The organism is Streptomyces sp. NPDC002133 (assembly GCF_040296405.1).
Lineage (GTDB): Bacteria > Actinomycetota > Actinomycetes > Streptomycetales > Streptomycetaceae > Streptomyces.
The window spans coordinates 17,986-38,436 of the sequence record NZ_JBEOXF010000062.1 but is presented as its reverse complement, the minus strand read 5'-3'; the positions used below and the strand labels follow the sequence as shown (position 1 = coordinate 38,436).

Sequence of the window (20,451 nt, the reverse complement as noted above, 5' to 3'; positions counted from 1 at the left end):
GTCAAGACACCGTATCCATGCGTAGTTCTTCCGTACAAGTGCGACCATGGGAAATTATCCTGCCGCGCCCCCTGGCTCGCCGCAGATTTTGCTGTCAGATCCCGATATCGAGTCGATGGCTTCGGCCACACCGCGCACCGCCCGCCGGGCGGCCTCGAGCTGTCCGGTCAGCGCCAGGAAGCCGTGGAACATCTCAGGGAAGTGTGCACGGACGGCCGGGACCCCCGCATCCCGAAGCCTCGTGACGTACACCCGCCCCTCGTCGCGGAGCGGATCGCAGCCTGCCGTGACGGCGTACGCGGACGGCAGGCCCTCCGGGCGGGCCCGCAGGGGTGAGGCGAGCGGATGGGCCGGGTCGCCGTCCGGGCCCGGGTACTGCGCCCGGAACCAGGCGAGATGCATGGCGGTGAGGTACTGGCCGCGCGCGTTGGTCCGGTACGAGTCCGTGTCCATGGCCGCATCGGTGGCCGGGTGGACCAGCACCTGGAGGGCGAGGGCCGGGCCGCCGCGGTCGCGTGCGAGGAGAGCGATCGCGGCGGCGAGCATGCCGACCGAGCTGTCGCCCGCGACCACCAGCGCAGCCGCGTCGCCGCCGAGCTCACCGATGTGGCCGGCCGCCCGGACGAGCGCCGCGTACGCGTCCTCCACCGGCACGGGGAAGGGCGCCTCTGGGGCGAGCGGGTGATCCACGGAGACGACGACGGACCCCGCGGTGCGGCACAGGGCGCGGCACGTGCGCGCGTACGTGTCGAGGCCGCAGAGGGTGAAGCCGCGGTGCTCCACGGCTCGGATCCGGTCGAAGCCCATCTCCTCTGCAAGCACGGCCTGTTCGACGCAGTCACGGATGATCTGGTGCTCGCGCTCGACGGTCGGATCGGCGAGCTGGGCCTCGAGGATGACGGAGAACTTCACCAGCGATCGCCTCACGACGGGTTGCTTCCTGTGGGCTGCCGCTATTTCAATTCGCCATATGACCAGTCGTCAGATGCTGATGGACAAGACATACGACAGCGCCTGTCCGCGGCGGAGTTGCCCGCGACGGCGTGGGCCGTGCTCGGGCTGCTCTCGTTCCCCGGTGAGCGCACCGGTTACGAGCTGAAGAAGTGGGCCGACGCCTCGCTGCGCTTCTTCTACCGGTCGCCCGCGATCAGCCGGATCTACGCGGAACTGCGGCGGCTGGAGGGCCTGGGCCACGTCACCTCGCAGCGCTCCGGACCGCAGGAGCCCCGCGCCGAGCGCCGGTACGCGATCACCGAGGCGGGCCGCTCCGCGCTCGCCAACTGGGCCGGGGCCGACGGGGACGCGGGCCCGCCCGTCCTGAAGCACCCGCTGGTGCTGAGGGTGTGGCTGGGGCATCTGGCCGCGCCCGAAAGGCTGCGGGCGCTCGTCGACGAGCACATCGACCGCACGAGGGCCGAGTTGAAGGAGGTACGGGCCGCACCGGCCAGGGCCGAGGGCGTGGACGACTGGGCGCATCCGCAGGTGGCACTGCGCTGGAGCGAGCGGCACCATCTCGCCGAGCTGGAGCTGGCCGGGGCGCTGTTGAACGACCTGGAGCGGATCCGTCAAGGCCCGGGGGACGCGCCCACTCGCGGGTGAAGCGATGAGCCCACGGCCCGCGGAACAAGCCGCTCCGGCCCGTCCCCGTACGCTCCGCGGGCTTGTGCACGACCGGGTCCGCCCGGCACGGCGGCCGTTAGGCTGCGGCCGTGCCGCGTGGGGCACCAGTTGCCGCACGGGGGCCGAGCCGCCGGAGCCGAGGGACGCGTGGCCTGCAGCGCCCCGAAGGCGACGACCCGACAAGACGACGGAAGAGAGAAGATCTTGAGTTTCCTCACCATCGGTCATCGCGGGGTCATGGGTGTCGAGCCGGAGAACACTCTCCGTTCCTTCGTCCGTGCCCAGCGGGAGGGTATGGATGCCATCGAGCTGGATCTCCATCTGAGCAAGGACGGCGCACTCGTCGTCATGCACGACGCGGAGGTCGACCGGACGACCGACGGCACCGGACCGATCGCCGAGAAGACCCTCGCCGAGCTGCGGGAGCTCGATGCGGGTCAGGGCGAGCGCATCCCCCTCTTCGAGGAGGTCCTGGACGCCGTGAGCGCGCCGCTCCAGGCGGAGATCAAGGACATCGCGGCGGCGCGGGCGCTCGCAGAGGTGATGCACAAGCGCGATCTCGTGAGCCGGGTCGAGGTGTCGTCCTTCCACGACGACGCCGTCAAGGAGATCGCCACGCTGGTGCCGGGAGTGCGGACCGCCCTCATCGCCGGCCGCTGGGAGAGCGATCTGGTGGAGCGCGCACAGGCGGTGGGCGCCACCACCCTCGCCCTGAACATCCGCCGGCTGACGCTGGAGACCGTGGAGCACGCGCACAACGAGGGTCTCAAGGTCATCGGCTGGGTCGTCAACACCCTGGACCATCTGCGGCTGGTGCGCGCTCTCGAACTCGACGGCGCGACCACCGACTTCCCCGAGATCCGGCGCACCGGACGCTTCACGGCCTGACGGAGCCTCGGGGCGGCTCCCCCGCGGCGTCCCTGCGGCCTCCCCGGAGGACTCCTCAGCCGAGGGGCTTCACCAGGAGCTCGAACTGCAGGTCGTCGCGCTGCGGGACGCCGAAGCGCTCGTCGCCGTACGGGAAGGGCGTCGTCCTTCCCGTACGGCGGTACCCGCGCCGCTCGTACCAGGCGATGAGCTCGTCACGCACCGAGATGACGGTCATGTGCATCTCGCTCACGCCCCACGAATCGTGCGCGATGCGCTCGGCCTCGGTGATGATCCGCCGGCCGAGGCCGCCGCCCTGCAGCTCCGGTCGTACGGCGAACATGCCGAAGTACGCCGCGTCGCCCCGGTGCTCCAATTGGCAGCAGGCGATCAGCTCGCCGTCGCGCTCCACGACGACCAGTCGGCTGCCGGCCGCCGTGATGACCTCGCGGACGCCCTGCGGGTCGGTGCGCTGCCCGTCCAGGATGTCCGCCTCCGTGGTCCAGCCCGCCCGGCTGGCATCCCCTCGGTAGGCCGACTCGATCAGCTCGACGAGCGCCGGCACGTCGGCCTCGGCGGCGTCGCGGAAGGTGAGCTCGGCCGGGTGCCGGGACGGGGCGGTCTCCATGGTGCGGGTCTCCGTTCTCTCTCCTCGTACACGCTGCACACGCGCGCACGCGCGGCACACGCGCGAAGGCGCGGTCCCGAGGAGCCTAACGCGGGCGCCGCCGCGGTCTACTGTGCTGACCATGATGCACGTGCTGAGCAGCCGCATCCTTCTGCGGCCGACCGATCCCGAGCGGTCCCGGCGGTTCTACGAGGACGTACTCGGCCTGCAGATCTACCGAGAGTTCGGCACCGGCCCGGACCGGGGCACGGTCTACTTCCTCGGCGGGGGCTTCCTGGAGCTCTCCGGACGCTCGCCGACCCCGCCCGCACCCGGGATCGCGCTGTGGCTCCAGGTCTCGGACGCGAAGGCGGCGTACGGGCATGTGATGTCGCACGGGGCGACGGTGGAGCGGCCCCCGCAGCGGGAGCCGTGGGGACTCGTCGAGATGTGGCTGACCGACCCGGACGGGGTGCGCATCGCGGTGGTCGAGGTGCCCGAGGACCATCCGCTGCGACACCGGCCGTAGGGCCTGCCTGACTCGTGGATCAGGCCGGATCCACGAGCGGCCCGCCGCGGAGCGGTTGATGTCACAGCACTGCGTGCAGCTGCAAGGCGGAGGCGGACATCGACCCGGTGGGGGGTACCGCCCGTGCCCGGAGGGCCACGCGGGAGCCGGTGACCGAGGGCCACACAGCTGGGGGTACCCCCAGGCGAAGCTCCGGGGAGCGCTTGCCGGCACACGCGAGCTCGGCAAGATCCGAAAGACGTGCCCTCGGACGCCGCGTCACCGGCCCCCGCCGTCCCGAGCGCCCCGTGTACGCCTGTGCGCTCGTATGTGCCGTGCGCGACGCGGGCATCACCCCCTCGACACCGTCGAGCGGGGAGGTGCTCGGTGCACGGACCGGCGATGTCGGGCTGGCTGCTCGTCGCATTGTGCGCGGCATCGGGTGCGTACTGTCTGGTGCGCGTGCGCAGCGGTCCCGATGAGGCGCGCGGGGCGGCGGGCGGCGAGGCGGTGATGGGGTTCGGGATGGCCGCGATGGCGGTTCCCGCCGCCGTCGTACCGCCACCGCCGTGGGCCTGGCTGGTGTACGCGGCCGTCTTCGGCGCGGCGGCGCTGCGGGCCCTGTGGGCGGCGCGGCTGCCGTCGGGCGCGGGGCATCATCTGCACCATCTGGTGGGATCGCTGGCCATGGTGTACATGGCGCTGACGATGGCGCCGGGCGGTGGGGGCCATTCCGGGCACGGCCGGGCCGGCGGGGTGCCGCTGCTGACCGGGGCCCTGCTCGTCTACTTCGCCGTGTTCGTGCTGCGTGCGGGGACGCGGCTGGTGCCGGTGGCCTCGGCCGCGGGCGGCGGGACCGTGGCGTGGGGCGCGCGGCCCGAGCTGGCGCTGGCCTGCAGGGTGTCGATGGGCGTGGCGATGGTCGCCATGCTCCTCACCGTGTGAGCCACGCTCGGTACAACCGTGGCGTACGTCACTTGCCGTGCGAGACCGTACCCGGGGGTAGTACCGCGCTCATAAGCTGGCAGGTATGTGGGTCTCCCTCGCGCTGCTGTCGCTCGGCGCACTGGCCGCCGTCGTGGCACCGCGAGTGATGTCGCGGGCCGACTGGCCGGAGCGCGAGCCCGTGGTGGCGCTGTGGGTGTGGCAGTGCGTGGTGGCCGCGGTGCTGCTGAGCTTCGGGCTCTCGATGACGTTCAGCGCGGCGGCGGCCTGGCAGGCGGTCCGTGGCCATGTGTTCGCGCCCGCGCCGAACTCTGTGGTGGAGGCGTACGCGCTGGCTGCGCACGGACCGTGGTCGGCGGTGCTCGCCGTGCTGCTGGCGTGCGGAGGGCTGTGGACGGCCGCGATGCTGACCCGGGAGATCCACCGGGCGTACGCGCGGCGCAGACGGCGCAGGGCGGAACTGCTGGTGCGTGCTCCGTCGTTGCCGGGCGAGGGGCCGGGCAGCGAGTCGCTGGTGCTGCTGGAGGGCGAGCGGCCCGACGCCTGGTGGCTGCCGGGCGCCGCACCCCAGCTGGTCGTCACCACCGCCGCGCTACGGCGTCTGAAAGGCCGTCAGCTCGATGCGGTGCTGGCCCATGAGCAGGGGCATGCGCGGGCCCGGCACGACTGGCTGCTGCACTGCTCGGCGGCCCTGGCGAACGGCTTTCCGCAGGTGCCGGTGTTCGCCGCGTTCCGCGACGAGATGCACCGGCTGGTGGAGCTGGCCGCGGACGATGTGGCCTCGCGGCGGTTCGGCCGGCTGACGATCGCGCTGGCGCTGGTGGAACTGAACGAGCACCGCGGAGTGTTCGGCCCCGGTCCGGCGCCGGACGCACAGCTGCCGAAGCGCGTGAACCGCCTGCTGGCTCCGGTCCCCCGGCTCGCCGCGGGCCAACGGCTGGGGCTGACCGCGGCGGCGGCGCTGGTCCCCGTCGTACCGCTGCTCGTGGCATTCGTGCCGGGTCTGCGCGCTCTGGGATAGCCCGCCGCGGTGGTCGTCGGCAAGGATCTCCGTATGCGTCGCCCCTCCCGGCCCACGCGGCCGCGCACCCCGGTCCCCTCCCCCGCCCGCACGGCTTCGCTGACCGCCGGCCTGGCCGCGCTCTTACTGGTGCTGGTCGGCGCCGCGTGGGGGCCGCTGATGGCCCTGGACGTCACGGTCGCCGACGAGCTGCACCGCTCGGCGCTCGCCGAGCCTGGGTTCACGCACGTCAACCGAGTGTTCAGCGACTGGGTCTGGGACCCGTGGACGATGCGGCTGCTGATCGCCGCTGTGGTCGTGCTGCTGCTGTTCCGGAGGGCGGCGCTACTGGCGCTCTGGGTGGCCGCCGCGAGCGCGCTGGGCACCGCCCTGCAGCAGGTCCTGAAGTGGGCGCTGGGCCGCGAGCGGCCACGATGGCAGGACCCGGTGGATTCGGCGCACTACGCCGCGTTCCCCTCCGGGCACGCGATGACCGCGATGGTCACGCTCGGTCTGCTGCTGTGGCTGCTGGGCCGGCAGGGCGTGGGGCCACGGTTGTGGTGGGCCGCGGTGCTGGTGTGCGCCGTCTCGGTGCTCGGGGTGGGCTTCACCCGGATCTACCTCGGGGTGCACTGGCTGACGGACGTCGTGGCCGGCTGGCTGCTGGGGGCGTGTCTGGTGGCCCTGGCCGCTGCGTCGTACGAGCGGTTCACCTTCCGGTCGCCCGGAGACGCGGAATGACGCACGGCGCACCGGATTCCGAGCACGCCCCACCGGATTCCGGGCAGGACGACGCCGACCGGACCGGGCGATCCCCCGCGTCGCCCGGTCGGGCCGGTCACCCCGCTGACCAGGCACGTAAGTGCACCGGAGCGGTGAGCGCTGAGTATATTGGCTCGGAGCCAGTCAACGCAGGAGTTAAGCATGTCCCCGCGGAGCGCATCGGTCAATGAAGAGCTCCGTCGGCGTTCTCGGGAGCGTCTGCTGCAGGCGACCCTGGACCTCGTCGGGGAGCGCGGCTACGAGGCGACGACGCTGGGTGACATCGCGGACCGCGCGGGGTCGGCGCGCGGTCTGATCTCGTACTACTTCCCCGGCAAACGGCAGCTCTTCCAGTCGGCGGTGCACCGGATGATGCATCTGACGCTGGAGGCGGCGCTGGAGCGCGAGCCGCGCACGGAGGACGGCCGGGAGCGGCTGGCGCGGGCGATCGACGCGGTGCTGGGGCTGGCGGTGGACCGGCCGGTGCTGATGCGGGCCCACATGGCGGGCATTCTGCAGGCCGAGGGGTTCGTCCAGTGCCCGGAGCAGCAGCGGCTGGCATTCCTGCTGCGCGACACGGTGGAGCGGTACGGCGCGCAGGACGTGGACACCGACTATCCGCTGCTGCGCGCCCTGCTCATGGGCGCGGTGTTCGCGGTGGCGCTGCCCGGTGCGCCGATGCCGCTGGAGCGGCTGCGGGCGGAGCTGTTCCAGCGGTACGGGCTGGACTGGGAGCTCGGCGTCCCGCCGGGCGATGAGCCGCCCGGCGGGACGCGTCACGCTCACGAGGATCCGGAAGGGGATCGGACCCCGCCGGACCGGTTCTCGTCGGATCAGTCGTCGTCGAAGTCGTCGAAGTAGTCCGGCTGGGTCTGCACGTTGAGTTCGTCCATCCGGATGCGCTTCGCCGGGTCCGTGCGACGGTCGTCGAGCTTCAATACATCGAAGCCCTTGGCGATGTCGTTGGAGTAGATGTAGCCGTTGTAGTAGTACGCCGACCACGAGCCGGCCGTGATGTTCGCGGTGGTGGAGACCGGACCGCGCTCGAAGAAGGCGATCTCCTTCGGCTTGGCCGAGTCGGTGAAGTCCCACACCGAGACACCGCCCTGGTACCAGGCCTGGACCATGATGTCGCGTCCCTTGACCGGGATGATCGACCCGTTGTGGGCCACGCAGTTCTCGGTGTCCGCCTGGTGACGGTCGATCTTGTAGTAGCTGCGGAAGACGAGCTTGCGCTTGTCGCCCTTGCCGACGATGTCGTAGATGCCGTCCGCGCCGCGGTTCGGACCGACCGCCGCGTTGCAGGTGGCACCGACGCCGCCGCCCAGCTCGTCGGTGAAGACGACCTTGTTGGCCCGCTGGTTGAACGTCGCCGAGTGCCAGAACGCGAAGTTGACGTTGTCCTGGACCCGGTCGATGACCTTCGGGTGCTCCGGGTCGTCGATGTCGAACAGGATGCCGTCACCCATGCAGGCGCCCGCCGCGAGGTCCTCCGACGGCAGCACGGTGATGTCGTGGCAGCCCGTCGTCTTGGAGACACCCGGGTTCGTCGGAGCGCCGGGGTTGCCGCCGCCGTCCGGTCCCTCGCCCGGGAAGAGCACCGGGAAGTTCACGATCGCGGACTTCTCGGGGGCGTTGCGCGGCACCTTGATGACGGAGATCCCGTCGTGCGGCGGCTGGCAGTCCGGGAACTCCGTACGCGGCGAGTACGAGGAGACGTACACGTACACGTTGCGGCGCTCGGGCACCAGGGTGTGGGTGTGCGAACCGCACGCGGTCTCGACAGCGGCGACGTACTTCGGGTTGCGCTTGTCGCTGATGTCGAAGATCTTCATGCCCTCCCAGGACGACTTCTCGGTCGCGGGCTGCGAGACGCTGTTGCAGGAGTTGTCGCTGCGCGAGGAGTCGGTGGAGAGGAAGAGCAGGTTCCCGGAGACGGAGATGTCGTTCTGCGACCCGGGACACAGGACCTGGGAGACGGTCTTCGGGGCGCTCGGGTTGCTGATGTCGAAGATCCGGAAGCCGTCGTAGTTGCCGGCGAAGGCGTACTTGCCCTGGAACGCCAGGTCGGAGTTGGTACCCGGGAGAGCATCCTTGGGGATGTTGACCAGGGGCTGGATGTTGTCGCTGTGGACGATCTCGTCCACGCCGGGTATCTCGCCGTTCGCCACGGCTGCCCGGGCGTCGGCGCGCTGGGCCGAGGAGACCGTCCCCTGGGTCGGGGTGTCCCCGGGGTCGGGGATGGCGGCCGCGGGCGCGGCCGTCAACAGTGTGGCGAGCAGCCCGGCCGCGGCTGCTGCCACGCCCAGACGTCTGCGCCGCACGCGGGTGGTGTGCAACGAGATCACTGCGTCCTCCCTTGTCTCCGTTCGAAGTTGAACGGTTCTTGGACCCCGGCAGTATCGTCCTTTGCATGCCCATTCCAACAGATGGAAGCAGAGCCGTAATGAAAGATTTTGATCATTGAGCCGTGCAAGCTTGCTAGTACGATCACCGACGACTCGCTGACGACCCCAAGCGCTCCAGGAGGTTGCTGTGTTGCTTCGCCGTAGATCCGGCCCCGCCGGCAGAACCGCGATCGCCGCGGCGGCGGTGGCCGCCCTACTCGCCCTGAGCGCCTGCGAGTCGGGGTCCGGCGGCACGGCCGAGGCCAAGGGCGAGGGGGGTCCGTCCGTGGTCGCGCCCGGGAAACCGGGCGAGCCGGCGAAGACGTTGTCGGCTGAGGAGGCGAAGAAGGCGCTGCCCGACAACAGCGCCAACTCGGCCGACGTCGCCTACGCCCAGATGATGATCATCCATCACACCCAGGCCCTGGAAATGACCAATCTCGTGCCGGATCGCGCGGGCAGCGACCCGGTCAAGCGGCTCGCCGAGCGCATCACGGCGGCGCAGCAGCCGGAGATCGGGGCGATGGAGGGCTGGCTGAAAAGCAACGGCGGCGGGAAGGACGGAACGAGCGGGGGCGGTCACGGCGCCCACGATCACGCCGCCATGCCCGGAATGGCCACCAAGGCACAGTTGGACCAGCTGCGCGCGGCACGCGGGAAGGCCTTCGACGAGCTCTTCCTCAAGCTGATGATCACCCACCACCAGGGCGCGGTCACCATGGCCGGCGACGTTCTCGCACAGGGCAACAACGTCCAGGTGGAGGAAATGGCCAATGATGTGATCGCACAGCAGACGGCAGAGATCAACCGTATGCGCGCGATGTGAGCCTCCCCGTGCGCCCTCCCAGATGCAATCCTGGAAGAACCCTGCGGGAAGGAGCGCAGCTGTGCTTCGAGTCGCCGTCGTCGGTTCTGGCCCGAGCGGGGTGTACACCGCTCAGGCCCTCGTCCAGCAGTCCCTGGTCCCGGACGTCCGTGTGGACGTGCTGGACCGGCTCCCCACTCCTTACGGGCTGGTGAGATACGGAGTCGCGCCCGACCACGAGAAGATCAAGTCGCTGCAGAACAACCTCCGGACGGTCCTGGAGGACGAGCACATCGGCTTCATCGGCAACATCGAGGTGGGCGCGACCGGGCCGGGGCCCGCGCAGCTGCTCGAGCTCTACCACGCGGTCGTCTACTGCGTCGGGGCGGCGCGAGACCGCAGGCTCGGGGTGCCGGGCGAGGATCTGCCCGGCAGCTGCTCGGCCACCGACTTTGTGTCCTGGTACAGCGCGCACCCGGACGCCGCGGCCGAGGACTTCGCGCTCGGCGGCGCGCGGTCGGCGGTGGTGATCGGGGTCGGCAATGTCGCCGTGGACGTGACGCGGATCCTCGCGCGCGGCGCGGCGGAGCTGCTTCCGACCGACGTGCCGCATGCCGCGCTCGACGCACTGGCCCAGAGCGGGGTGCGCGAGGTGCACATGGTCGGCAGGCGCGGCCCCTCACAGGCCAAGTTCACGACGAAGGAACTGCGGGAGCTGGGCGGGCTGCCGGACGCCGCCGTCTCCGTCGAGCCGTCGGATCTCGGACTGGATCCCGGGTACGCGGACCCGTCGGGGCTGCCCGCCGTGAACCGGCGCAACGTCGACGTCGTACGGGGCTGGGCCGCCGGACCGTCGGCTCCCGACGCTGCCGGCGAGCGCTCGCGCCGCATCCATCTGCGGTTCTTCCTGCGGCCCGTGGAACTGCTGGAGGGCGACGGGCGGGTCGCGGCGGTGCGCTTCGAACGAACTGTTCCCGACGGTTCGGGCGGCGTGCGCGGCACGGGGACGTACGAGGAGATCGAGGCACAGCTGGTGCTGCGGGCGGTCGGCTACCGCGGAGTGCCGCTGGAGGGGCTGCCGTTCGACACGGCGCGGGGAACCGTGCCGCACGAGGCGGGACGGGTGCTGCGGGACGGCGTCCGCTCACCGGGCGAGTACGTGGCGGGATGGATCAAGCGCGGCCCCACCGGGGTGATCGGCACGAACCGGCCGTGCGCCAAGGAGACGGTGACGTCCCTGCTCGCGGACGCCGCCGAGCTGTCGACCCGTCGGCTCGCCGGCGAACCGCTCGAGGTGCTACGGGAATTGGGGCACCGGCCCGTCGAGTGGCCCGGCTGGGAGGCGATCGAGGAGGCCGAGGCGGCACTGGGCAGGTCGCTGGGGCGGCGCTCGGTGAAGATCGCCGACTGGGCAGGGCTGCTCGAGGCGGCGGCGGGCGTGGAGTCGGCGCCGAAGGAGCCGGCGGCCTGATCCAGGAACGGCGATCCGGGAGGGGTGACACAGGCGCCCGGCCACCCGGGACGGATCAGTCGGTGCCGCGGCGGCCCGCCTCGCGGGCTGCCGCGGCGAGAACGCTGTCGAGGAGGCCGGGGAACAGGGTGTCCAGGTCGTCGCGGCGCAGCCTGTTCATCTTCGCCGTGCCCCGGTAGATCTGCCGGATCACACCGCTCTCGCGCAGCACACGGAAGTGGTGCGTGGTCGTGGACTTCGTGACGGGCAGGTCGAAGTACGAACAGGAGAGCTGGTCCGCCGCGGTCGCCAGCTCCCGTACCACCCGCAGCCGCATCGGGTCGGACAGCGCGTGGAGCACACCTTCCAGGCGGATCTCCTCGCGCGCGGGGTGGGCGAGTGCGCGAGGGCTGGTCGCGGTGGTCACGGCGGCTCCACTTCATCCGGGGACTCCATGGTACGAGACTCATCGTAGTTTGCCCCGGGGCGACGGGTCGGGCGGGGGACGAAGGGCGACGCGGGTGCGGTGCCCGGACGACCGGGCACCGCACCTGCGTCGCCTTCCCCTGCCCCGCCCCGCGTCGCCCCGGGACGCGCGGTCCACGTGACCGGCTGGTCGCGTCGGGGCGCGGCGCCGTGGCGACTACTCGACGATCAGCTCGACCGGGATGTTGCCGCGGGTCGCCTTGGAGTAGGGGCAGACCTGGTGGGCCTGCTTCACCAGCAGCTCACCGGTCTCACCCGCGAGGGCCTCCGGCAGCTCGACGCGGAGCGTCGCCGTGAGGGAGAAGCCGCCGTCCTCGTCCTTGCCGATGCCGATCTCGGCGGTGACCGAGATCGCGCTGGTGTCGACCTTGGCCTGGCGCCCGACCAGGCCGAGGGCGCTCGCGAAGCAAGCCGCGTAACCGGCCGCGAAGAGCTGCTCCGGGTTGGTGCCCTCGCCGCTGCCGCCCAGGGCGGCGGGCGCGGCAAGGGCCAGGTCGAGGCGGCCGTCGGAGCTGACGGCGCGCCCCTCGCGGCCGTTGGCGGTGGCGACGGCGGTGTACAGCGCGTTCATCGGGACATCCCTCTGTCGATGGGGTCTGACAGGAGCAACTACAGCACACAACTCAGTTGCGCACAACTCAATGGCGTGAGTGATAGGTACCCTGGACCCCATGAAGACGACACCGGACGCCACGTGGGAAGCGGAGATCCTCCGCCTCGACCACCAGATCTGCTTCTCGCTGCACGCGGCCTCGCGCGCCTTCAACGGCGTCTACCGGGCGATCCTCAAGGATCTGGGGATCACGTATCCGCAGTACCTGGTACTGCTGGTGCTCTGGGAGCACGGCGAACTCCCCGTCAAGACCATCGGGGCCCGCCTCCGCCTGGACTCCGGCACCCTTTCCCCGCTGCTGAAGCGACTGGAGGCGCTCGACCTCGTGGAACGCCGGCGCAGCACGGAGGACGAGCGCTCCGTCACCGTGCGCACCACCGAGCAGGGCACGGCGCTCCGGGAGCAGGCCGTCCTCGTTCCGCAGCGGATCGCGGCGGCCACCGGACTGACCCTCACGGAGATCGGCGATCTGCAGGAGCGACTGGCGACGCTGACCGCCAAGCTCGACGCGGCCGATCTGGGCCTCGGCGACTGGTCGGCCTGCGCGGGGACGGACGCGGGGGCCGGCGCGGACCCGGACACCGACGCGGGCTGACGGCCGACGGGCGGCGACTGCCGAACGACGGCGGACCGACGGCCTTGTACGAGGAGTCTCGTAGTTTGACAATTGCCGTACTACGATGAGTATCGTACGAGTATCTATTTCGGCCCGTCGTGAATGGAGTCCGCCGTGAGCGCCCTGTTCGAGCCGTACACCCTTCGGTTGCTGACCGTGCCCAACCGCGTCTGGATGGCGCCGATGTGCCAGTACAGCGCGGAGGCGGACGGACCGAACGCCGGCGTCCCGGGCGACTGGCACTTCGCCCACTACGCGGCCCGCGCGACCGGCGGCACCGGGCTGATCCTCACCGAGGCCACGGCGGTCTCTCCCGAGGGCCGGATCAGCCCGCACGACCTGGGCATCTGGAACGACACCCAGGTGGAGGCCTTCCGCCGGATCACCGGCTTCCTCAAGGCGCAGGGCACCGTCCCCGGCGTCCAGATCGCGCACGCCGGCCGCAAGGCATCCACCGGCCGCCCGTGGGAGGGCGGCGCCCCGGTCGGTCCCGAAGCGGGCGGATGGCAGCCCTTCGGGCCGAGCCCGGTGGCCTTCGACGAAGGGCACCCGGTCCCCGATGCGCTGACCACCGGTCAGATCGCGGAGGTCGTCGGTCAGTTCGCGGACGCCGCGCGGCGCGCGCTGGACGCGGGCTTCGAGGTCGTCGAGGTGCACGGCGCGCACGGCTATCTCATCGGCGAGTTCCTCTCCCCGCACAGCAACCACCGCACGGACGAGTACGGCGGCTCCTTCGGGAACCGCATCCGGCTCGCGCTCGAAGTCGTCGGCGCCGTACGGGCGGTGTGGCCCGAAGACCTGCCGGTGTTCTTCCGGATCTCGGCCACGGACTGGCTCGACGACAAGGGCTGGACGGCCGACGAGACGGTGCGCTTCGCTGCGCTGCTTAAGGAGCACGGCGTCGACCTCCTGGATGTCTCGTCCGGCGGCAACGCCGCGCGGGTACGCATTCCGGTCGGCCCGGGCTACCAGGTGCCGTTCGCCGCCCGGGTGAAGGCCGAGACAGGACTGCCGGTGGCGGCCGTCGGGCTGATCACCGAGGCGGAGCAGGCCGAGAAGATCGTCTCCAACGGCGAGGCCGACGCGGTGCTGCTCGGCCGCGAACTGCTGCGCAGCCCGTCGTGGGCGCGGCAGGCGGCGCACGAGCTCGGGGGCCGCGTCCGGGTCCCGGAGCAGTACCACCGCTCGGTCTGACGGGCGTACGGCGGCACTCCGGCCGCCCGGAACCCGGGCCGACCGGTCGACGAGACCCATGGGGACGCCCCGGTCGGGAACGCGCCGGTCACGACGCCGCGCCCGGCCGGGCCGACCTGCCGGGCCGACCTGCCGGGAGTGCCGAACCACGGGCCGCTGTCAGTGGTCGGGTGCAGACTGGCCCGTATCCGTGACAACGGCGTCCTGGAGGTGTCGGCCATGACCGACGTACTGCTCGCTGTAGGCACTCGCAAAGGGCTCTTCATCGGCCGCAGGCGCGGCGGCCGATGGGACTTCGACGGCCCCCACTTCAACGCGCAGGCGGTGTACTCGATCGGGATCGACACGCGCCGCCCGGTACCCAGGCTGCTCGTCGGCGGCGACAGCTCGCACTGGGGCCCTTCCGTGTTCCACTCCGACGACCTGGGCGCGAGCTGGACCGAGCCGGCGAAGCCCGCGGTCAAGTTCCCCAAGGACACCGGGGCCTCCCTGGAGCGCGTCTGGCAGCTCCACCCGGCGGGGCCGGCGGCGCCGGACGTCGTCTACGCGGGGACGGAGCCGGCCGCGTTGTTCCGCTCCGATGACGCCGGCGAGACGTTCGAACTGGTACGACCGCTGTGGGAGCACCCGACGCGCGCGAAATGGGTGCCGGGCGGCGGCGGTGAGGCCGTCCACACGGTGATCACCGACCGGCGGGACCCGGACGCCGTCACGGTCGCAGTGTCCACGGCCGGGGTGTTCCGCAGCCGCGACGGCGGCGCCGGCTGGAGTCCCTCCAACCAGGGAGTATCGGCGGTCTTCCTGCCCGATCCCCACCCCGAGTTCGGCCAGTGCGTCCACAAGATCGCGCAGGACGCGGTCGATCTCGACCGGCTGTATCTCCAGAACCACTGGGGGGTGTACCGGAGCGACGACGCGGGCGCCAAGTGGACGGACATCGGCGAGGGCCTGCCCTCCGACTTCGGCTTCACCGTCGCCGCGCATCCGCACCGGGCGGACGTGGCCTATGTCTTCCCCATCACCGCGGACGCGGACCGTGTCCCGGCCGGACGGCGCTGCCGGGTCTACCGTACGAGCGACGCGGGCAGCAGCTGGGAGCCCCTGTCGGCCGGGCTCCCCGAGGGCGACCACTACGGCACAGTGCTGCGCGACGCCATGTGCACGGACGACGCGGACCCCGCGGGGGTGTACTTCGGCAACCGCAACGGCGAGGTGTACGCGAGCGCCGACGACGGGGACAGCTGGCAGCAGCTCGCCTCGCATCTGCCGGATGTGCTGTGTGTCCGGGCGGCCACGGTCGGTTGAGAGAGGGCTCCGCGGGGCCAGTAGAGTGACGCCCCGTGGCAGCACGACCCTTGAATGAGATTGTCGAGCCGGGATGGGCGCACGCCCTCGGTCCGGTGGCCGAACGCATCGCCGCGATGGGCGACTTCCTCCGCGCGGAGATCGCCGCGGGGCGGACGTATCTGCCGGCGGGTGCGCATGTCCTGCGCGCCTTCCAGCAGCCCTTCGAGGAGGTGCGGGTCCTGATCGTCGGCCAGGATCCGTATCCGACCCCTGGACATGCGGTCGGGCTGAGCTTCTCGGTGGGCCCCGAAGTACGGCCGCTGCCGGGCAGTCTGGAGAACATCTTCCGCGAGATGAACACCGACCTGGGGCTGCCCCGGCCGTCGAACGGCGACCTCACGCCCTGGACCCGGCAGGGGGTGCTGCTGCTCAACAGAGCGCTGACCACGGCTCCCCGCAGGCCGGCCGCGCACCGCGGCAAGGGCTGGGAAGAGGTGACCGAGCAGGCCATCCGGGCCCTGGTGGCCCGTGGCAAGCCCATGGTGTCCGTGCTGTGGGGGCGTGACGCGCGCAATCTGCGTCCGCTCCTCGGCGAGCTGCCGTCGATCGAGTCCGCGCATCCCTCACCGATGTCGGCGGACCGCGGCTTCTTCGGCTCCCGCCCGTTCAGCCGGGCGAACGAACTGCTCATCCGCCAGGGGGCGCAGCCTGTGGACTGGCGGCTGCCATGACGGGCGGCGGCGCCGTGGGCGGATGGGTGCTGGGGGTCGACTCCGGGGGCTCCGGTCTGCGGGTCGCACTCGCCCCGGCCGCCGATCCGTCGTCCGCCCTGACGACGGCATCGCGGGAACCGGTCCGTACCGGCCCCGCAGGCATCGACGCCGCGCATCTGCTGGAGCAGTTGCTGCCGATGGCTCGTGCGCTGCTCGAGCGTGCCCGTTCCACGGGTACGGGCGACTCGCCGCCCGCGCCGGGCACGGACGGTGGCGCCGGCGGAGCCGCCGGGCCGGCCGCCGTCGCCATCGGGGCCGCCGGGATGGCCACGCTCGGGGACGATCTGCGGGCCGTGCTCCCGGGGGCGCTGGAAGCGGCGTTCGGGGTGCGCAGGCTGGCGCTCGCCGCCGACGCCGTGACCGCGTACGCGGGGGCCATCGGGCAGCGGCCGGGGGCGGTCGTCGCCGCCGGGACCGGCATGATCGCGATCGGGACGGATCTCACCGGCTGGCGCAGGGCGGACGGCTGGGGTCATCTGCTCGGAGACTGCGGCGGCGGCGCATGGATCGGCCGGGCGGGCCTGGAGGCGGCCATGCGCGGGCACGACGGGCGCAGGGGCGGTTCGGCCGCGCTGCTGGCCAGGCTGGAGGCGGTGTTCGGCCCGGCGGACGAGCTGCCGGGGCTGCTCTATCCGCGCTCCGACCGGCCGGCGCTGCTGGCCTCCTTCGCACCCGAGGTCGCCCGCTGCGCGGCCGACGATCCGGTCGCCGCGCGCATCCTCGCCGGAGCCGCCGACGACATCGCCGCCGCCGCGGCCGCGGTCTGTCCGCCGCCGTCGGCCGGTTCGTGCGAAGTCGCCCTGACCGGAGGCCTGTTCAAGATGGGTGACCCCCTTCTCGTACCGCTGCGGGAGGCGCTGTCCGCACAACTGCCGCACGCCCGGCCGGTGTCCGCGGCGGGCGATCCGCTCAACGGTTCACTGACCCTCGCCGCCGCCCTCGCGACCGACTCGCTGACGCTGCCGCGCGACCCTCGCATGCTCCGGGTGACAGCGCCGTCCGATGACGCAGACCAGGACACCTAGCCGTTAACGAATTCACCGGATAAATACGGACAGACGTCGCGCGAGTGCCCCCTCCCCGAACAGCTGCGCCGACAAAACCAGTAGCATGCGGCGCCATGAGCTCCCCCACTGGGCCTGCATCCGGCCTGCCTGTACGAATGCCGCGACCCCGCCAGCCCGGGCGGCACCGCCGCCCGGAGCCCGTGGCCGCCCCCGAGGGCGCGCCCGCGCTCGTTCTCGCCGTGCCCGGCACCCCCACCTCCGCGATACGCGGCCTCGCCGAGGAAGTCGTCAGCATCGCCCGTTCGGAGCTGCCCGGCCTCAACGCCGCGATCGGCTACCTCGACGGTGACGACGCCGAGTACCCCACGCTGGGGAGCGTGCTCGCGCAGTCGGCCGCGCAGCGTATCGAGCGGTACGAACTGGCCAAGGCCGCCGGTCGTGAGGTCGCCGAGCCCGAGGGCCCGGCCTCCGTCGTGGTCCCGCTGCTCGCGGGTCCGGACAGCGCCCTGACCCGCCGGATCCGCCAGGCGGTCATGGACAGCCGGACGACGGCCGAACTGACCGATGTGCTCGGCCCGCACCCGCTGCTCGCCGAGGCGCTGCACGTGCGCCTCTCCGAGGCCGGCCTGGCCCGCGCCGACCGCGCCAGGCTGTTCACGGTCGCGACGGCCGCCGACGGCATCGTGCTGGCCACGGTCGGCGGCGACGAGGCCGTCCAGGCCGCCGGGATCACGGGCATGCTGCTGGCCGCCCGGCTCGCCGTGCCGGTGATGGCCGCGGCGCTGGACCAGGAGGGCGCGATCGCCGCGACCGCCGAGGAGCTGCGCGCTTCCGGTTCCGGTCAGCTGGCCCTGGCCCCGTATCTGGTCGGCCCCGAGCTGCCGGAGGGTCTGCTGGCCGCTGCTGCCGAGGAGGCGGGCTGCGCCGCCTCCGAGCCGCTGGGCGCGTACCCGGCGATCGGCAAGCTGGTGCTGTCCCAGTACACGACCGCGCTGGGCATCCCGACGCAGCCGCAGGGGGCTCAGGCCCACTGATCCGGCCGACGCCCGGGGACATCCTCGCGGCATCGCGTCCGTACCGGGACAGTCACGTCCGCACAGACGGAAGGGGCCCGCGCCGACACGGCACGGGCCCCTTCGTGCACGCCGCCGACGCAGTGCCGTCGGCGGAGCACGGCATACGGTCAGGCGAAGACGACGCAGGACGCCGCCGGGGCCTCCGTGGACCCCGTCCTGTGCGGCACACCCGTCTCGTCGTCGATCCGGAACCAGGTGACGTCGCCGGAACGCTCGTTGGCGGCGTACAGCCTGGTCCCGGTCGGGTCGAGGGCAAGGCCGCGCGGCCAGTGACCGCCGCACGGCACGGTGGTGACCAGCTGGGCCTTCTCCCCCGTGGCATCGAGCCGGACGACGGCGATGGAGTCGTGGCCCCGGTTGGCCACCCACAGGAAGCGGCCGTCGTGCGCCACGGCCACCTCGGAGGCGTAGCTGGGGCCTTCGGCGCCCTCGGGCACGACCGCGGTCTCGCCGAGAGGTTCGAGCACGCCCTCGCCCGCGTCCCAGCGGCAGACGGTGAGGGTCGGCTCCAGCTCGTTGAGCACGTACGCGTACCGGCCCGAGGGGTGGAACGCGAGCTGGCGCGGCCCCGTGCCCGGCCGCAACGCGGTTTCGCCGTGCAGCGTCACGGCCCCGGTGGACGGGTCGAGCTCATGGATGCGTACGCGGTCGGAGCCGAGGTCGACACTGAGGAGTCGTCCTCCGGTGAGGTCGGGGACCACGTGATGGGTGTGCGGGGCGCGCTGCCGCTCCGGATGCGGGCCCGCGCCCTCGTGCCGCAGCACGCCGACGGCGGCGCCGGGCTCCCCGCCGGGGCCGACGGGCAGGGCGCTGACGCTGCCCGAGGTGTAGTTGGCGGTGAACAGGTGGCCGAAGGCCAGGGCAAGATGCGTGGGGCCTGCGCCGCGCACCGGGACAGGCGGGCCCAGGAGCATGGGCGCCGCCGCGTCGTCGCTGATGTCGAAGGCCGCGACGGCTCCCTCCTCGGTCTCGGACACGGCGTAGAGGACCGGGCCCCTCTCCGCCACGCCGAGGGCGAGATACGACGGGTCGGCGACGGCGTCCGTCGCGGCGGTCTCCGTGAGGGCCCCGGTGTCGTCGTCCACGGCGGCCGTGATGATCCCCCGGCCGCCCGCCGAGGTGAAGGACCCGATGAAGGCCCGTCCGCCGCTCGTGTCGCCCATTGCGCTAACCCTTCGCCGTCGGCATGTCCTCTGCCGGGCCGACGGTAGCAGGCACGGTCTAGACCATCCCCTCCTCCTCGCCCCGGGCGCGCGCCAGCGCCTCCCGGTGGTGGACGAAGGCGGGCTTCGACTCCGTCGTGTCGTACGTGCGGTGGAAGACGGGTGTGGCCGAGCCGGAGATGGGCGGCACGATCCAGGACCAGTCGGCGCCCACCCGGCGGCCCCTGTCGTGCTCGCGGTCGATGTGGGTGAGGAAGCGGCGCGCCTCGGTGTGGTGGTCGGCGAGGGTCACCCCGGCGCGGTCGAACGAGTGCAGGACGGCCCGGTTGAGTTCGACGAGCGCGCGGTCCTTCCAGAGGGTGCGGTCGGTGGAGGTGTCCAGGCCGAGCCGTTCGGCGACGACCGGCAGCAGGTGGTAGCGGTCGGTGTCGGCGAGGTTGCGGGCGCCGATCTCGGTGCCCATGTACCAGCCGTTGAAGGGCGCCGCCGGGTAGCAGACACCGCCGACCTCCAGGCACATGTTGGATATGGCGGGTACGGCGTGCCAGCGCAGCCCGAGGGCCGCGTGCCAGTCGTCGTCGGGGTGGCGCAGTGCGACCTCGAGTACGGCGTCGTCCGGCAGTGCGAACCACCGGGGCTTGTCGTCGCTGCCCTGGATGACCAGGGGCAGTACGTCGAACGGGCTGCCGGGGCCGCCCGGCCAGCCGAGCCGCTGGGCGTAGGCGGTGAGGCCGGCGTTGCGCGGGTCGCCGGTGACGCCGCTGCCGTACCGGTCGGCGTAGCCCGCGTAACGGACCAGCTGCTCGTTCCAGATGCGCGGGCCGGGCAGGCCGGGTGCGTCGGGTGCGAAGATCGTGATCACGGGTCGTATCCGGCCCCCGTTGGTCGCCTCCCGCAGATGGGCGCCGGCCTCGGCGGCCATGGTGTCGGCGTCGCGGACGTCACGGCGGTCCCTGACGCGTAACGAGCGCCAGTAGAGGCGTCCTATGCAGCGGTTGCTGTTGCGCCAGGCGACGCGTGCTCCGTGGGCGAGTTCGGCCGCGGTGTGCCGGTACGTTCCGGTCGCGTCGATCTCGGCGTTGACGGCGGCGATACGGGCGGCAAGGGCGGCAGGACCGCCCGACGCCGGCTCCTCACGGTGATGGAGACGCAGGAACTCCTCGGCTTCGTGCCGCAGTTGCGTGTGACGGCTGCTGCGGGCGGCGGCGGCTCTTCGACGGGTCTTCCGCATGGTGCGCACCCTCGGTCGTGACGGGGACGGGACATGATTGCCCACCACTACCCC

General features: G+C 72.1%; 22 protein-coding genes. 15 read left to right on the top strand and 7 right to left on the bottom strand.

The window, feature by feature from the left end; genetic code table 11:
• Window positions 1–54 precede the first annotated feature (54 nt).
• A complete protein-coding gene (locus ABT078_RS35365) occupies window positions 55–927 on the bottom strand; it encodes an alpha/beta hydrolase (protein ID WP_351235218.1) in 873 nt (290 codons plus the stop codon).
• Window positions 928–1,029: 102 nt separating this feature from the next.
• On the opposite strand from ABT078_RS35365, the gene ABT078_RS35360 reads away from it, so the two are divergent.
• Both ABT078_RS35360 and ABT078_RS35355 read left to right on the top strand, forming a co-directional pair.
• Window positions 1,030–1,599, top strand: coding sequence for a PadR family transcriptional regulator (locus tag ABT078_RS35360; protein WP_351235216.1), 570 nt, complete (start codon window positions 1,030–1,032; stop codon window positions 1,597–1,599).
• Between the two features lie 225 nt (window positions 1,600–1,824).
• On the top strand, window positions 1,825–2,508 hold the full coding sequence (locus tag ABT078_RS35355) for a glycerophosphodiester phosphodiesterase (RefSeq protein WP_351235214.1): 684 nt from the start codon (window positions 1,825–1,827) through the stop codon (window positions 2,506–2,508).
• Between the two features lie 55 nt (window positions 2,509–2,563).
• Here the strand turns inward: ABT078_RS35355 and ABT078_RS35350 are convergent, their stop codons facing one another.
• A complete protein-coding gene (locus ABT078_RS35350; protein ID WP_351235212.1) occupies window positions 2,564–3,115 on the bottom strand; it encodes a GNAT family N-acetyltransferase in 552 nt (183 codons plus the stop codon).
• 121 nt (window positions 3,116–3,236) lie between these two features.
• On the opposite strand from ABT078_RS35350, the gene ABT078_RS35345 reads away from it, so the two are divergent.
• From ABT078_RS35345 to ABT078_RS35325, 5 genes are all read left to right on the top strand, one after another.
• Complete coding sequence (locus tag ABT078_RS35345; RefSeq protein WP_351235210.1) at window positions 3,237–3,623, top strand: VOC family protein; 387 nt, start codon at window positions 3,237–3,239, stop codon at window positions 3,621–3,623.
• A gap of 366 nt (window positions 3,624–3,989) precedes the next feature.
• On the top strand, window positions 3,990–4,547 hold the full coding sequence (locus tag ABT078_RS35340) for a DUF5134 domain-containing protein (protein WP_351235208.1): 558 nt from the start codon (window positions 3,990–3,992) through the stop codon (window positions 4,545–4,547).
• An 85-nt stretch (window positions 4,548–4,632) separates the two neighbouring features.
• Entirely contained in the window at window positions 4,633–5,568 is a 936-nt protein-coding gene (locus ABT078_RS35335) for a M56 family metallopeptidase (RefSeq protein WP_351235205.1), read from the top strand.
• Between the two features lie 33 nt (window positions 5,569–5,601).
• Window positions 5,602–6,288: a phosphatase PAP2 family protein gene (locus tag ABT078_RS35330; protein ID WP_351235203.1), complete on the top strand. Its 687-nt coding sequence runs from the start codon at window positions 5,602–5,604 to the stop codon at window positions 6,286–6,288.
• Between the two features lie 183 nt (window positions 6,289–6,471).
• Window positions 6,472–7,170 (top strand): TetR/AcrR family transcriptional regulator, encoded by a 699-nt coding sequence (locus ABT078_RS35325; protein WP_351235202.1) that lies wholly within the window; start codon window positions 6,472–6,474, stop codon window positions 7,168–7,170.
• Here ABT078_RS35325 and ABT078_RS35320 read toward each other — a convergent pair.
• Window positions 7,143–8,657 carry an LVIVD repeat-containing protein gene (locus ABT078_RS35320; RefSeq protein WP_351235200.1) on the bottom strand — a complete coding sequence of 505 codons (1,515 nt, stop codon included), beginning with the start codon at window positions 8,655–8,657 and terminating at the stop codon, window positions 7,143–7,145. The genes ABT078_RS35325 and ABT078_RS35320 overlap by 28 nt on opposite strands.
• Before the next feature lie 187 nt (window positions 8,658–8,844).
• Here ABT078_RS35320 and ABT078_RS35315 point away from each other — a divergent pair, with 187 nt between their 5' ends.
• Both ABT078_RS35315 and ABT078_RS35310 read left to right on the top strand, forming a co-directional pair.
• Entirely contained in the window at window positions 8,845–9,522 is a 678-nt protein-coding gene (locus tag ABT078_RS35315) for a DUF305 domain-containing protein (protein ID WP_351235198.1), read from the top strand.
• Window positions 9,523–9,583: 61 nt separating this feature from the next.
• Window positions 9,584–10,972, top strand: a complete 1,389-nt coding sequence (locus ABT078_RS35310) for an FAD-dependent oxidoreductase (protein ID WP_351235196.1) — start codon at window positions 9,584–9,586, stop codon at window positions 10,970–10,972.
• Window positions 10,973–11,027: 55 nt separating this feature from the next.
• On the opposite strand, the gene ABT078_RS35305 is transcribed toward ABT078_RS35310, so the two are convergent.
• On the bottom strand, window positions 11,028–11,378 hold the full coding sequence (locus ABT078_RS35305) for an ArsR/SmtB family transcription factor (RefSeq protein WP_351235194.1): 351 nt from the start codon (window positions 11,376–11,378) through the stop codon (window positions 11,028–11,030).
• Between the two features lie 216 nt (window positions 11,379–11,594).
• A complete protein-coding gene (locus tag ABT078_RS35300; RefSeq protein WP_351235192.1) occupies window positions 11,595–12,008 on the bottom strand; it encodes an organic hydroperoxide resistance protein in 414 nt (137 codons plus the stop codon).
• A 100-nt stretch (window positions 12,009–12,108) separates the two neighbouring features.
• Here ABT078_RS35300 and ABT078_RS35295 point away from each other — a divergent pair, with 100 nt between their 5' ends.
• From ABT078_RS35295 to ABT078_RS35270, 6 genes are all read left to right on the top strand, one after another.
• Window positions 12,109–12,645 carry a MarR family winged helix-turn-helix transcriptional regulator gene (locus tag ABT078_RS35295; protein WP_351235190.1) on the top strand — a complete coding sequence of 179 codons (537 nt, stop codon included), beginning with the start codon at window positions 12,109–12,111 and terminating at the stop codon, window positions 12,643–12,645.
• Window positions 12,646–12,780: 135 nt separating this feature from the next.
• Window positions 12,781–13,860: an NADH:flavin oxidoreductase/NADH oxidase gene (locus ABT078_RS35290; RefSeq protein WP_351235188.1), complete on the top strand. Its 1,080-nt coding sequence runs from the start codon at window positions 12,781–12,783 to the stop codon at window positions 13,858–13,860.
• Between the two features lie 219 nt (window positions 13,861–14,079).
• Window positions 14,080–15,165, top strand: a complete 1,086-nt coding sequence (locus ABT078_RS35285) for a WD40/YVTN/BNR-like repeat-containing protein (protein WP_351235186.1) — start codon at window positions 14,080–14,082, stop codon at window positions 15,163–15,165.
• A gap of 35 nt (window positions 15,166–15,200) precedes the next feature.
• Window positions 15,201–15,878: a uracil-DNA glycosylase gene (locus ABT078_RS35280; protein ID WP_351235184.1), complete on the top strand. Its 678-nt coding sequence runs from the start codon at window positions 15,201–15,203 to the stop codon at window positions 15,876–15,878.
• Window positions 15,875–16,945: an N-acetylglucosamine kinase gene (locus ABT078_RS35275; protein WP_351235182.1), complete on the top strand. Its 1,071-nt coding sequence runs from the start codon at window positions 15,875–15,877 to the stop codon at window positions 16,943–16,945. Before ABT078_RS35280 ends, ABT078_RS35275 begins: the two co-directional genes overlap by 4 nt.
• Window positions 16,946–17,040: 95 nt before the next feature.
• Complete coding sequence (locus ABT078_RS35270; protein ID WP_351235179.1) at window positions 17,041–17,961, top strand: sirohydrochlorin chelatase; 921 nt, start codon at window positions 17,041–17,043, stop codon at window positions 17,959–17,961.
• A gap of 149 nt (window positions 17,962–18,110) precedes the next feature.
• Here ABT078_RS35270 and ABT078_RS35265 read toward each other — a convergent pair whose 3' ends face one another.
• Complete coding sequence (locus ABT078_RS35265) at window positions 18,111–19,166, bottom strand: lactonase family protein (RefSeq protein ID WP_351235177.1); 1,056 nt, start codon at window positions 19,164–19,166, stop codon at window positions 18,111–18,113.
• A gap of 58 nt (window positions 19,167–19,224) precedes the next feature.
• Window positions 19,225–20,397 (bottom strand): nitric oxide synthase oxygenase, encoded by a 1,173-nt coding sequence (locus ABT078_RS35260; RefSeq protein WP_351235175.1) that lies wholly within the window; start codon window positions 20,395–20,397, stop codon window positions 19,225–19,227.
• Window positions 20,398–20,451: the final 54 nt, after the last annotated feature.